Origin of the sequence: Micromonospora sp. BQ11 (assembly GCF_052068135.1) — a bacterium.
GTDB lineage: Bacteria > Actinomycetota > Actinomycetes > Mycobacteriales > Micromonosporaceae > Micromonospora.
On the sequence record NZ_JBQHDB010000009.1, the window covers coordinates 18,279 to 31,779 of the forward strand.

8 protein-coding genes are annotated in these 13,501 nt (G+C 67.4%); 5 read left to right on the forward strand and 3 right to left on the reverse strand.

The window, feature by feature from the left end; all coding sequences use genetic code 11:
- Positions 1-65 precede the first annotated feature (65 nt).
- From pglX to ACTMSW_RS19520, 3 genes are read left to right on the forward strand one after another with little or no spacing between them, the layout of a single operon-like run.
- Positions 66-3,635 (forward strand): BREX-2 system adenine-specific DNA-methyltransferase PglX, encoded by a 3,570-nt coding sequence (gene pglX / locus ACTMSW_RS19510; protein ID WP_441182058.1) that lies wholly within the window; start codon positions 66-68, stop codon positions 3,633-3,635.
- A gap of 51 nt (positions 3,636-3,686) precedes the next feature.
- Positions 3,687-4,958, forward strand: a complete 1,272-nt coding sequence (locus ACTMSW_RS19515) for a hypothetical protein (RefSeq protein ID WP_441182059.1) — start codon at positions 3,687-3,689, stop codon at positions 4,956-4,958.
- Positions 4,955-7,963, forward strand: coding sequence for a hypothetical protein (locus ACTMSW_RS19520; protein ID WP_441182060.1), 3,009 nt, complete (start codon positions 4,955-4,957; stop codon positions 7,961-7,963). The genes ACTMSW_RS19515 and ACTMSW_RS19520 overlap by 4 nt, the downstream gene beginning before the upstream one ends.
- A gap of 79 nt (positions 7,964-8,042) precedes the next feature.
- Here the strand turns inward: ACTMSW_RS19520 and ACTMSW_RS19525 are convergent, their stop codons facing one another.
- From ACTMSW_RS19525 to ACTMSW_RS19535, 3 genes are read right to left on the reverse strand one after another with little or no spacing between them, the layout of a single operon-like run.
- Positions 8,043-8,924: a hypothetical protein gene (locus ACTMSW_RS19525; RefSeq protein WP_441182061.1), complete on the reverse strand. Its 882-nt coding sequence runs from the start codon at positions 8,922-8,924 to the stop codon at positions 8,043-8,045.
- Position 8,925: 1 nt separating this feature from the next.
- On the reverse strand, positions 8,926-11,106 hold the full coding sequence (locus ACTMSW_RS19530; protein WP_441182062.1) for a hypothetical protein: 2,181 nt from the start codon (positions 11,104-11,106) through the stop codon (positions 8,926-8,928).
- The gene (locus tag ACTMSW_RS19535) at positions 11,103-11,894 is read right to left on the reverse strand and encodes a hypothetical protein (RefSeq protein WP_441182285.1); all 792 of its coding nucleotides are present in this window, start codon (positions 11,892-11,894) and stop codon (positions 11,103-11,105) included. Before ACTMSW_RS19535 ends, ACTMSW_RS19530 begins: the two co-directional genes overlap by 4 nt.
- A 133-nt stretch (positions 11,895-12,027) precedes the next feature.
- Between ACTMSW_RS19535 and ACTMSW_RS19540 the strand changes: the two genes are divergently transcribed.
- Together ACTMSW_RS19540 and ACTMSW_RS19545 are read left to right on the forward strand one after the other, a co-directional pair.
- Positions 12,028-12,627: a Pycsar system effector family protein gene (locus ACTMSW_RS19540; RefSeq protein ID WP_441182063.1), complete on the forward strand. Its 600-nt coding sequence runs from the start codon at positions 12,028-12,030 to the stop codon at positions 12,625-12,627.
- 74 nt (positions 12,628-12,701) lie between these two features.
- The gene (locus ACTMSW_RS19545) at positions 12,702-13,394 is read left to right on the forward strand and encodes a Crp/Fnr family transcriptional regulator (RefSeq protein ID WP_441182064.1); all 693 of its coding nucleotides are present in this window, start codon (positions 12,702-12,704) and stop codon (positions 13,392-13,394) included.
- Positions 13,395-13,501 lie beyond the last annotated feature (107 nt).

Here is a 13,501-nt window from a genome sequence, read left to right on the forward strand (position 1 = left end):
CCCGTCGGCCAGAACGGGCCTTACGGGTACCTCCGTCCCGTCCACGGGACGACTAGAGTCGTCGCGTGATCGACCGGAAGCTGCTCTTGTCCGACCTGCAGAAGCAGGTCAAGAACCTGGAAAAGGACCTGCGGGAGCAGGCCGAGTCGGTCGAGGAGGTGCGCCTCCGCCTGCGTGGTGAGTACGACCACGCCTTCAAGGTCGGGCGTACCGCCGCCACCTGGGCGGCCTGGCGGGACGAGCGGGTGACCCAGGTCGCCGTCGCGTGGGTGCTCGGCACTGTGTTCGTACGCTTCAGCGAGGACAACGGCCTGCTGCCCGACCCGTACCTAGCAGGTCCGGGGGACCGGCTGGTGCTGGCAGAGGAGGCCGAGGCGCAGTTCTTCCGTGACCGGCCCGAGGAAACCCTGCGCGGCTGGCTGGAGCAGGGCTTCGACGCCATCGCCGGCACCCAGGCCGGCAAGTCGCTGTTCGACAAGCGGCACAACCCGCTCTACCAGATCCCGCTGTCTCACGACGCGGCCAAGGAACTGATCGGCTTCTGGCGGCGGCGCGGCGAGACCGGTGGCCTGGTCCACGACTTCGCCGACCCGGAGTGGGACACCCGCTTCCTCGGCGACCTCTACCAGGACCTCTCCGAGGCGGCCCGCAAGACCTACGCACTGCTGCAGACGCCGGAGTTCGTCGAGGAGTTCATCCTCGACCTGACCCTCACCCCGGCGATCGCCGAATTCGGCCACGATGTGGTCAAAATGATCGACCCGACCTGCGGCTCGGGTCACTTCGTCCTCGGCGCCTTCCACCGTCTGCTGAAGGAGTGGGAGCGGCACGCCCCCAACCGCGACCCCCACGAGCGGGTACGCCTCGCCCTCGACGCCGTTCACGGCGTCGACATCAACCCCTTCGCGGTAGCCATCGCCCGCTTCCGCCTCCTGGTCGCCGCTCTCCGCGCCAGCGGCGTCAAGACCCTCGCCGACTCAGCCGGGTACGTATTCCCGATGCACCTCGCGGTCGGCGACTCCCTCATCAAGGCGCGTCAACTCCTACTCTTCGATGACCTTGAGGTGGCCGATCTTCAGTACAGCACGGAGGACATGCAAGACCACCCGAGCATTGTTGCGGACGGCCGGTATCACGTCGTCGTCGGCAACCCGCCCTACATCACCGTCAAGGACAAGGCCCTTAACGAGCTCTACCGCGAGATCTATACAGCCTGTGCCGGGACCTACGCGCTGTCGGTCCCGTTCGCGCAGCGGTTCTTCCAACTGGCGAAGTCGGCGGACGAAAACGGCAGGGGTGCCGGCTTTGTTGGCCAGATTACGTCGAACTCCTTCGCTAGACGTGAATTTGGGAAGAAGCTCATCGAGTCATTCTTCGCGCACGAGATCGACCTGACGCACCTAGTTGACACCTCCGGCGCCTATATCCCAGGACACGGGACGCCGACCGTCATCCTGGTTGGCCGGCAGCGAAAACGACAGGCTTCCCAGACAGTACGGGCCGTCATGGGCATCCGGGCAGAGCCGAGCGCACCAGCGGATCCTCGGCTGGGCGTCGTGTGGCAAGCGATTGTCGACCAGCTAGATCGGCCTGGCTCGGAGAGCGAATGGGTCAGCGTCGACGACATGGACCGGTCCCGCTTCGAGCGTCACCCCTGGAGCCTTGGGGGTGGTGGAGCCGCAGCACTGACAGAAGCGATTCAGGGTGCCACTGGCGAGATCCTCGTGCAGGAAATAGACGCGCCAGTTGGACGAGCGATCCGGGCAGGTGCCGACGAAGCCTTCATGCGGCCCTTGAATCGTGTACGAAGAACTGTCGCTAACCCTGCTGCGCTGCGGCCGTTGATGATCGGCGAAGCTGTGCGCGATTGGGACGCCAGTCCGGAGGACGGGATCTGGTACCCCTACGACGCGTCCCTTCGGGAAGACGGCCTCGCTGACGAACTGTGGCCTTGGCGGCGCCTACTCCAAGAGCGGCGGACCTTCCATGGCAACATGGCTGATGCCGGGCTCCGATGGTGGGACTACATGCAGCATACTGCCTCGGCCTATCGCACTCCTTTGTCGATCTCTTTCGCCGAAGTGGCGACACACAACCACTTCGTGATGGACCGAGGGGGGACGGTCTTCAAGCAGACAGCGCCGGTGATTAAGCTACCGGAAAGTGCGTCGGAGGAGGAGCACCTCCGATTGCTGGGCTTGCTCAACAGTTCGACCGCGTGCTTCTGGTTGAAGCAGGTCAGCCATAACAAGGGTCGGCCGGGCGCCGAGCAGGCGGGCGCCGACGAGCCTTGGGAGCACCGGTATCAGTTCGGCGGCGGCAAAATCGAACAGCTTCCGCTGCCGTCTGCGTACCCGCTTGAACTGAGCCGGGAGATTGACGGCCTGGCGCAGCGGCTTGCCACGGCGCGCCCGGCGGCGGTCGCGGCCTCCGGCGTGCCCACCCGGGAGCGGCTCTACGCTGCCGAGAGCGAATGGCATTCGGTACGGACGCGGATGATCGGGTTGCAGGAGGAGCTGGACTGGCAGGTCTACTCGCTTTACGGGCTGCTGGACGAGGAGTTGAATGCCCCGGTCGGCTCGGTGCCGGCGTTGACGCCAGGGGAGCGGGCATTCGAGATCCTGCTGGCCCGGCAGATCAAGGCGGGTGAGGTTGAGACGACGTGGTTCACGCATCACAACCACAAGTTCCAGCCGATCACGGAGCTGCCGGCGCACTGGTCGGATGAGTACCGGGCGGTCGTGGAGCGGCGGATCGCGGTCATCGAGGGCAACCGCAACATCGGGTTGATCGAGCGGCCGGAGTGCAAGCGGCGCTGGGCCAGCGAGGGCTGGGACGCGATGCAGGCGAAGGCGCTGCGCGACTGGCTGCTGGACCGGTGCGAGGCGCGGGAGCTGTGGTACCAGCACGTCGACGGGCTGGAGCAGCCGCGCCCGCTGACCACCGCCCAGCTCGCCGACGAGCTGCGCCGCGACGACGACGTGCTCACCGTCGCCAACCTCTACGCGCCCGGTCAGGATCTCGGCAAGGTGATCGCCGACCTGGTCGCCGACGAGCACGTGCCGCACCTGGCCGCGCTGCGCTACAAGGACTCCGGGCTGGCCAAGCGCGCCGACTGGGAGCAGGTGTGGGACCTGCAACGGCAGGAGGACGCGCTGCCCGACGAGGCGGCGAAGCGGGAGTTCCGCAAGGGCATCCCCGTGCCGCCGAAGTACACCTCGGCGGACTTCCTCAAGACCAGCTTCTGGAGGCATCGGGGCAAGCTCGACGTACCCAAGGAGCGGTTCGTCTCGTACCCGGGTGCCAGTCGCGACGGAGACCCGTCGCTGCTGGTCGGCTGGGCCGGCTGGGACCACCGCGAGCAGGCCCAGGCCCTGGCCACCCTGATCGTCGCCCGCGAGCAGGAGGACGGCTGGGCCGCCGACCGGCTGTTACCGCTGGTCGCGGGGCTGCGCGAGAACATGCCCTGGGTACACCAGTGGCACGGCGAGTTCGACCCGGAGTGGGGTGCCTCGCCGGCCGACATCTACGCCGGCTTCCTCGCCGAGACCACCAACCGCCTGCACCTCACCGACGAGGCGCTGACGTCGTGGCGGCCGGCGAAGGCCACCCGTGGCCGTAAGGCGAAGCAGTGAACAGAGCAGAGGGCATCGCCGTTCACCCTGCCCGCAGGTCAGGAGCCGACAATGGATAACGAGATCCAGCTGATCAGTGACGGCGACGGGCTGGCGGTCATCGGCGATCCGACGGCCGTCGAACGCTTCCTGGTATCTGAGGGTCTGCCGTCGAAGGACCTCGGACTGCACCGGCATGGATCTGTCCTCAGTGCCGGGGCTGCAGCCGCACAGGTAGGTTCCGAGATTGCCGCCAACTCGGGTCGCTGGGTGCAGCTGACCAAGGAGTCCGCGCAGCTCGTCCAGAAGTATGGGCTGATGCAGAGCAAGACTCCGGGCGTCAGCCATGCGATGGTGGGGCAGCCGGGCTCGATTACGTCGTGGCTCCAGATCGCGAAGGGGCCGGGGGCGATCGCGGGCAACCCGGCGATGCTGGCCGGCGCTGCGGGAATCATGGCGCAGGTCGCGATGCAGCAGAGCATGAAGGAGATCACCGACTATCTCGCCACAATCGACGAGAAGGTCGACGATGTGCTGCGCGCCCAGAAGGACGCGGTGCTGGCGCGCATGATCGGCGTGGGCTTCGTCATCGAGGAGGCCATGACGATCCGCGAGACGAGGGGTCGGGTCGACGAGATCACCTGGTCGAAGGTCCAGGGGGCGCCGACGACGATCGCGGAGACCCAGGCGTACGCGTTGCGCCAACTCGACGCGCTCGCGGAGAAGCTGGAGCGCAAGTCCGCGATCGGTGATCTCGCCAAGGCGGCCAAGGAAGCAGAGGCGAAGACACAGGAGTGGCTCGCTGTCCTGGCTCGCTGCTTCCAACTGCAGGACGCGATCGCCGTGCTCGAACTCGACCGGGTGCTGGACGCGTCACCGGGAGAGTTGGACGGGCACCGTCTCGGGCTGAAGACCGCCCGGCAGAACAGGCTGGAACTCATCTCACGGTGCACCGAGCGCCTGATGGCCCGCATGGATGCGGCTGCCAGCAGGGCCAACACGAAGGTGCTGCTGAATCCGATGGACTCCCCGGCCGTGGTGAAGTCGAGCAACCACGTCTCGATCGCCGTCGTCGACTTCCACGGGCGGCTCGGGATCGAGGGTGCTCGCCAGTCGTCGGAGGCGAGGCGATGGGCGGACGCGGCCAAGGAGGTGAGGGACAAGGCGCTGGAAACCGGAGCAGACGGTGTCGGTGCCGCCAGGCGCCTTGGTAACGACACCGTCGACCGGGCCAAGTCGGCGAAGGGCAAGCTCTCCGGCCTGATCGCTGAGCGAGCGCTCCGTCGGCGCGGCGACGACGAGGAACGCGACGAGGGTGGGCGGGTCAGGGACACCCGTGGGTGACGAGTCTCGACGCCGAGGAAGGCAGGATGGCATCACGACCCCCCTCCGGATACCAGATCAGGAAAGTGCACGCCACGCTGGGCAGGCTGCAGCGGTACACGCTCAACAAGCCGCTGAGGTTCCGCTGTGTCACCTGCCGGCGCACCACCATGTCCAGCTCCGTCGTGACGGTCTCGGGCGACTGGTCGCAGCTGCTCTGCGGCGGTTGTTACGGACGGCAGGCAGCACCGCAGTCCAGCACGGTTCGGACGCCCGCCCCTCGGGAACGGCGTGGACGGGCACAACCGGAGACGGAGGGGACCGCCGCCAGCCCACTGCCGCGAGACATGCTCTGGCTCGCCGCCATGCACCGGTCCGTTGCCGAGGGCAAGCAGCTCTCCCCAGCCGAGCAGGAGCTCCATCGCCGACGTGTCGGTGAGCCTTCGTCCATCGCTGCCATCCGGTATGCCGAGCTGCTTGTCGACGTGGAGGCCCGGGTCGCTCAGCTCGGCGGGGGTGCCGCCGATGAACTGGTCGCGACCCGCGAAGAGCTCGCACTCCGCCGGGCAGAAGCCGTCGACACTTTCCGTGCCGCCTGTCATGCCCGAAGTCAGCCGGCACCCGGTGGATCGTCCGAGGAACCGGTGGAGGCACGGGTCATCCGTGAAGTTGCCCCGCACACCTTCGAGAAGGCGTTCACGAAGGCGCTGCGTCGCCGGGGCGTGCGGGTCGATGCGCTCGAACCTCCGACATCCAACCTGTGGTCGTGGCTGCAGGCGCAGGACAAGCACCCACCCGAGCTGCCTGCTGAGGTGAAGCGCCTCAGGAAGCTCGACCTGGCCGACTTCACCCGTGAGGCCATGGCAGAGCTCAACCGGTGGGAATGTGACCAGTCGATGGCGCATCCCGCGGTGGCGGAGCAGTGGGCGGCGAGCACGGAGGAGATCGTCACGGAACTTGCGCACGCCCGCCGCTCGCTGGAGGCCGACCTGTCCGCCGGAAGGGACAAGGGCGTCGTGCCACGCCTTCGCCGAGCCGGCGAGGCGTACGCCCGGGGCAGCGCCCGCTGCCTGGAAGCCCAGCTCATGGTGGCCGACCTGCGGGCGCAGGCGAGTCACCTGCACCGGACCCGGAGAGTGCCGAAGGCGCGCGCCGACTCCGTAGCTGAGGCGACCATGGTCGTGGGGCAGGCCGACCCTACGCTGGCCAGGTACGTCGATCGGGAGATCGCACAGCACCGGCAGAGTTGCCCGAAGGAGGGCCACGGCGGGTGCGCGTCTTCAATAGCCCGAGTGGTGCGCTCACGCCTTCAGCCACTGGACCTGTCCGAGACTGCCACAGGCGAGCTTCGGGAGCGCGACGCCCACGGAGGGCCCGCCGAGGAGAATCGCGCGATTCTACCGCCGCAGGGTGCCCATGAGGCTGCTGCCGCCTTCTACCCAGAAGAGCCTGAACAGGTACCGGCCGGCGGCGTGGGTGTCGTCGACGCGATTCACACCCCCCACAGCAACGCCGACGATCGGTCCGAGGCGTTTGTCTGCGAAGCGGTCCGGCGGCAGGCTCCCCGCGACTCCGCTCATCTTGCGGCGGTGACGGCGGTCGACTTCGACAAGAGGACCGGAATCTTCGGGTACGCCTGGCTGACCGAGGAGGGGGAACTCCGCACCGGCACCGACCGTGCGGTCGACGCGCAGGACTGCGGCGTACAGGCCATCTGCCGCACCGCGCTCGACCTTGTCACTGCGACGTCATATGCCCAGGTCGTTAGTCGGGATGACCGGGCTGCGAACGTCGTTCGTCACGTCCTACGCGCGGGTCTCGTGCCTCAGGATCTCGGGTTCCCGGTCGCGGGACACACGCGACTCCTGCTGGCGGAAGTGATCAGGCACCGGAAGCGGCTCTTGATTTCCGTCGACTCCTGCCCGGAGCGTCACCGTGGGGCGGCCGCCGCCGCGCGCCTTGCCGACCTCGCGTCGAGGGCGGGTCGCGGTTCGGAGCCGCGCTCGGCTGTCCGGGCCGAGGCCGACCGGATCTCTCAGATTTTCGGGCGAGCGTTGGGCCCCCGACTGACGGCCCCCGCCGATGAAGATGATCACGCCTGGTGGCTGCCGGACGGACAAAAGGACGAGGATCTGGTGTGGCAGACGGCCCTGTACCGGATGCATCTCGAGGGTGGTTGGTGCGTACTTCCCCCCGGGGAGCTTCAACCCATTGAGGACCGACGACGACTGAAGCTTCGGATCGAACATCGGGAGCGAGGGCCGGCCCCGACCGCTGCTGTGCAAGACGTGACCTTGCGTCGGCGCGGCGGGCAGTGGGAGATAGGCGGCATCCAGTGGCCGGCGGATCTGCTGCCAGGGACGGTGGTCACCTTCAGGTGGCGGCGGGGCACCGCCCGCATCAACGCCCGCACTGCTCTATTGCCGCAGCCCGAGCGTGTGGACGACCTGGAGTACCAGCACCGCTACGACCGTCAGGTCGTCACCCGCGAGACAGCCCCCGGTGCCGACCAGGACCGGGATATTCCGGATCTCTCCGATGCGAGTTGGGTGATGCGGACGCTGCGCAAGTTGGGCTACCTCAGCGTGGACGGGGAAGCCATCCTCGCCGAGGACGCCTTGGTGCGGAACTGTCTGGAACTCGGGCTGCCGCCGCATCGCAAGGAGCGGATAAGTCCCGCCGTGGAACAGCTCCTCCGGACCGGCCGTCTGCACCGGGTGGAAGGCAGCGTCGACTACGACGGCCGCCCCTGGTATCCGCCCAGACCCGGCCATGTCCACACCCTGCTGCTGCGGTACGTCCCGCAGGTTCAGTCCGTGACGCCGCAGCGAAACACCGCCGGCGAATGGCACCCGCACCGCCGAGGTCACTGGGTGACGGGCTTCGTGCGGCGCCTCCCACCCGGCGCGCAGGCGTCGGCCGAGCAGATCGACGCCCACCGGGACGCCGTTCGTGCCTCGGAACTGGTGGACCGGGAGCTTCCCGAGGGCTTCACCTACGTGCGGCGGCACCGCCGCGCGCGCTGAAGGACGAGTCTCGCAGGTGGCCGTGTCGTCCGGGATGACCGGGCAAGCGGTCTGGACGAGTCCGGACGTGGTCGCCGGGTCAGTCGTTGCCGGCGCTAGGGGTGGAACCGTTGGAGGCCGGCCTTCTCGCCTCCGCCGACGCTGCTTGCCCTTGGGATGTAAACCGATCGAGCAGGATCTCGAAGGTGGTCGCCTTCTCGTATTCGTCGTCGCTACGCAGTTTCTCGGCGAACAGGTCATGTAGCCGCTGATTGTTCGCCTGCTGCTGGGCGATGAGTTCCTGCACGACGGCGGCGAGGCTCTCGTTGGTCATCTTGGCCGCACCTCCGGCCGCCGGGTTCTTCGTCAGCTCCTCCAGAATCGACAACCACTGCCGGCTGAGCCGATCGGCGTACTGAGCCCGCTTCATGTCGACGTCGTACTCACAGTCGAGCTTGATGAGTTGCTCCCAGTAGGGCCGGACGGCTCGCTTGACGCTCTCGTCGAGCTCCACCCACACGTACGGCTGGCAGGTGACCTGCGCACCACCGCGCTCGTAGCGCCACGGTCCTTTCTCGGCCAGCGCCCGCTGCAACTCCACCTCGAGATCCCTCGCCCGGTGGGCGGCGAAGTTGCGGGCGCGGGCAGCAGCCATACGGGTCAGCGCGCGAACGGCGTACGGCATGAAGTACTGCGCTGACCCGGTCAACATCTCCCGCGGTATCCCCTCGGATGACCAGACGAACGCGGCGCGGACGTGGAAGGTGAAGACGTAGCCGCGGGCCGGCACGATGATCGGCGCCGACACGTCTCGGCGCTCCGTCAACCGGCCGGGCGGTGGTGGTGCCGGCGGGATCGGCGCAAGGACCGGCTCCGGCCCCTGCAACGCCACGATCAGGCGACGCCATAGCGCCAGCACCCACGCCCCGAACCGGCGCCACAGTCCGACCCGCGGCTCCTCCGTGTTGAAGGGGTCCGTCATGTCACTGCTCCCTCATTGCGGTCTCGAGCCAGTCAGGAAGGCCGTTCGGGAACTCGGCCAGCCGTACGAGATGGAACTGCAGTCGGCGTCGTAGAGCCGGAACGGCCGCCAGGTCGGCCACCAGCGCACTGATCGACTTCCGGAAGGTGTCATCGGACTCGGCCTGGTGCAGCCACCGGCCGAAGATCGGCCACGTCTGGTGAGAGGTGGGTGAGCCGAACAACGACCCGCGCCAGAGCCGAGCGAGGTCGTTCGCGTCGACCTGGTTCGACGCGAGCTTCGTCATCAGGTCGAAGGGCGCGCGACGACGGTCGTCTAGGGTCCGTTGCGCCAGGCTCAGCAGGGCGTTACCGGCATGCCGTCGTAACTGACGGTCGTCCAACCACCGTGCCAGCTCGGAGACGATTTCGCCCTCCCAGCCCGGCGAGAGGGCATAGAGTTGATGGATACCTTCCGCGACCGCGTGGCTGTGCTGCTGCATGCGATCTCTGGCGATGCGGCGCAGATCTGCCAGGCTCCAGTTCAGGTCCGGCTGCTGCAGTCCGCTGGCGTAGACGAGAGCGGCCGCGTCCCGCTGGTAGTTGCGGTGGCCGCCGCTCCAGGCCCGCACCCGGCGGCGGACGAGGTGGTGCACCTGTCCACCCATGTCTGCGGCGACGACTGCCCGGGCTGCGGCTCGACGGGTTAGAGGCCGCGGTGAGGCCGCCCATCCGTCTATCAGGTCTGCACAGACCCGGTCGAAGTCGTGGTGCGCGAGCAGGCCGGCTGCCTCGGCGGCCGCACGGCGCACCGGCTCGTCGTCGGAGGCCACCAGGGTGTCGAGCCACTTGAGTAGCGCCGGTCGGGTGCTGTCGAATTCGTGCCATGCCTCGTCGATGATCGCCCCCCGCATGGCCCCGTCACGCAGCCAGGCCGAGCGGGAAACGCCACCGAGTGCACGCGCGGCCTTCTGGCCTTCCCGCCAGTCGACGTCGAGTGGTCCGAGCAACTCGGACACGGTGTACTGCAACGCCATCCGCCCCCAGTCCGGCCGCTTGGCCTGTCCGTCGATCTCCTCGAGCAGCAGGCTCGCGGCCTCGAAGACGTGGTGCAGAGGTTGCCGCGCGAAGACGGCGTACGCGATGCGGAAGGCGCGTTCGTGCTGGTCGGCCCGGCGCGGACGCCGATCTCCGCCGGTGGCCCGGCAACGGAGGATCTCGGCTGCGCGATCCCTGCGGTTTGGCTGGGACACCTGGACGATCTCGGCAAGTGCCGTGTGATCGGCGGGATGGTGATCCGCGACAGCCTTCGCCAGCCGTACCACCTCGTGGGGCCGGTAGGTGTGCTTGATGGCCGCGGTGAGGCCTCCGTCCTGAAGGTAGATCTCGACGTGCCGCTCCGTCTCCTCGTCGTTCAGGTCCGCGCGATCGCACAACTGGTGCCGCAAATGTTTGCGGAAGACCTCCACCGGGTCGGGGCCGTGGTGCGGCACCTCCGCGGGGTGCCTGTCACCGGCGCGTGACTCGTCGTCCCGGATCAGGAGCAGGCTGGCCGAGCGTCGCCGAAAGACGTCGGTCAGCAGACGCATGGCCTCAACGTGTCCGTCGCCGGGCAGGCGGAGGAGGTAACCATGATCTTCCTCGAGCCGGTTCGCCGTCTGCCGGAGGGCATCCGCCCTGATCTCGTCGGGGAGCAGCACCTCGTGCAGGCGGCTCACGTCGTGTCGTCGCGCCAGCGCGGCGCATGCCGTGCTGAACCTGCCGGTGTGCGGTCGGCCGGTCAAACAGGCGATCGGTCCCTCAGCGAGCAATGCCGAGAGCGCGCTGTCCGCCTCCGTCCCGGCGTAGACCTCGAGGAAGTGCGTTTCCTCAACTCTCCGGATCACCGGCTTGACGTCCGGTTGGCCGTGGTAGGTGATGTGGACGATGGTGTTGTGGCTGCCGAAGGCGTTCACCCCGGTGGCGCTGACGTGGGCGTAGCTGGCCGCGATGTTGGTGCCGTACAGGTCCTCGCCAACTCGTGGGTCCACCCGGAGCGAGCCGGGAGGGATCTCCTCCTCCTGCTCGCTGTCCGACTGGCGGCTAGCCTCCGCTTGTGCAGGCGGGTTGTTCACCGGATCCTGTGGTGGGGTGGTGGACGCACTTTCGCCGCTGGCCTGGGGTGCCGGCGCGCTGGCGGCATCTTCGGGCACCGATCCGCTCACGAGTTCAGCCGCCATGGATCGGTGTTGCCGGGCCCGCCCGGTGGGGAAATGATGTTGCCGTTTCCGTACGCCGTCACCCCGTGTGAGGTGATGTTGTGGAAGACCTGGCCGCCGCTCAATGGCTGCGGAGGAGGGACCCGGCGCCGCCGGTCGGCGGCGTCACCACCGTCCTCCTCCGGCCCTTCCGGACGGTGGCTCTCCTCGCGGTCGTCCAGCACCGTGTCGGCGATGTTCTCTCCGGGCACGTAGATCCAGGCGGTGGCCTCGAAATCCTTTCCCGGCACCTTCGCCGACACCCGCCTGAAGTGCTCCAACGTCAGATCCTGGTAGTGGCGGACGATGTCCTGATGGATCCGGTCCGAGACGATCAGAGCAACCGCAGCGCGGGGGAACAGCCGCAACGCCTCCTTGATCTGCGGTGAATCGATCAACCGGCAGACGGTCACGACCGCGCCGCCGGGGTAACCGTTCGCGCCGTCAAGATGAACCAACCCTTCGTGGATGCCGATCCGTAGTCGGATCCGCGCTTCCGGAACCAGGCCGCGATTGTGCTCACGCAGAAGGCGATCAACCGTTGGTGTCAGCCGGGACACCACCGTCCGCTCGCTCGTTCCAGCAGGCAGGATCGCAAGTTCTCCATCGCCGCCCTGCTGGATGAGCCAGTTGGCCCGATCAAAGCCCAGTTCCTCACAGGCTTCCGTCATGATCTTCTGAAAAGCCAGCTGAGCCCGGTACTGCAGGACGTTGTCCCGTCCGCTGTAACGCTCCATGTCCACGGCGACGAGCATGCGGCGATCCGGATCCGCGAAGTCAGGCACGCGATCCACCCTTCAACGACGACAGCGAGTTGTTCACCGTCATCTCTATCGGCTCGGCGCGCTGGAAATTCCATAGAAATACGGGTTGGGGCTTCATCATCGGGTGGACGACAACCCGTACTTAGACTCCTTTACCGCCCCGACGTCGACCTTCACTGGTGGCATGGGAAACCTTCGGCGTACGGGCAGAAAGTCTCACCTCGACCCGTGGCGTGACCTCCAAGTCGGCCTCGCCACGGCGGCTTCACTCCAGACCTCCATTCGTCATGCGGACACCAAGGCCCTCGCGCTGTTGGCGATCGAGGGCGGGGTGGCCACCGCGGTCGTGGACAGGGCTCTGCCACACCTGATCGGCCGTGCACCGATCGCCGTCCTACCGGCGGCGCTGCTGGTGATCCTCTTCGTCGTCGGGCTTGCGCCGGCCGCCTGGCTGCTCGTCCTGGCCCTTCGGCCCCGTATCGACGGTGCCGGTAGCGCCAACCGATTCGCCTTCCCGGATCTCGTCCGCGCAAAGGGAAGCCCGTCCGTGGCGTCGATCCGACGGCACAGGGACGATGTCTGGGGTCTCGTCACCGTGCTCGCTCGCATCGCGATGGAGAAGCACCTGCAGGTACGCCGGAGCCTGCCATGGCTCATGGTGGCGACGGCGTCTGCTGCGGGACTGATGCTCCTCTCGACCTGCTCGTCACCGGGCGCGCCATGAGCGAAGACAGCGATCAGTAGCGATCTTGAGGCACAATGTGAATGATGATCTCGTAGGTGGGACGGAGGCGGTGCGTGGACGACACGACCTGGCTGCCTGGAACCTTCCTCGGCCGACTCGACAAGACCGCTCGGGACCGTCTCCTGGCCGTCACGATCCGTCGCTCCGTCAAGGAGTCCCAGGTTGTGCTGCGGGAGGGTGCTCTCGAGTCCCATGTCATCCTGCTAGACGATGCCCTCGCCAAGGTCACCGTCGAGATGGCCGACGGTCGACAGGCGTTGCTGGCGATAAGGATGTCCGGCGACATCGTCGGTGAGATCTCCGCGCTGAACGGCACTCCGCGGACCGCGACGGTTACCGCCTGTCGATTTTCGATCGTTCGGATCATCCACCGTAACGAGTTCCGCGCCTTCCTGCGAGCCAATCCGGACGCCGCCATGGAGGTTGCCGGCATTGTGGCGGACCGGCTGCGCTGGGCGAACCGTCGACGGGTCGACTTCGCCTCCTACCCGGTCAAGGTTCGACTTGCGCGCGTGCTGTGGGAGATCGCCGCAGCGTACGGCCGGCGGAGCCGTGAGGGGCTCGTCATCAACGTGCGGCTCACCCAGAGTGAACTGGCCACTCTCTGTGGAGCCGCCGAGATCAGTCTGCACAAAGCGCTCGGAGGGCTGCGGGGAGCCGGCATCATCGCCACGGGCTATCGCGAGATTGTCATCCGAGACACCGATGGCCTACGCGCCGTCGCTGATCTTGAGGGCTTCGCCTGACGGTATAAGGCCTGTTTTAGCCAATCACGTGTCCAGCAGCATCCCGCCAGCCGTCGCCCGGCCTGCCGCAGGCCAACCAGTTCTTAGGAAACACTCCCCTGAGTCGC

Excerpts from the sequence above, each read along its gene's own strand:
- ACTMSW_RS19525 (WP_441182061.1), bottom strand. The coding sequence starts at position 8,924 with ATGACGGACCCCTTCAACACGGAGGAGCCGCGGGTCGGACTGTGGCGC.
- ACTMSW_RS19515 (WP_441182059.1), top strand. The coding sequence starts at position 3,687 with ATGGATAACGAGATCCAGCTGATCAGTGACGGCGACGGGCTGGCGGTC.
- ACTMSW_RS19535 (WP_441182285.1), bottom strand. The coding sequence starts at position 11,894 with ATGCTCGTCGCCGTGGACATGGAGCGTTACAGCGGACGGGACAACGTC.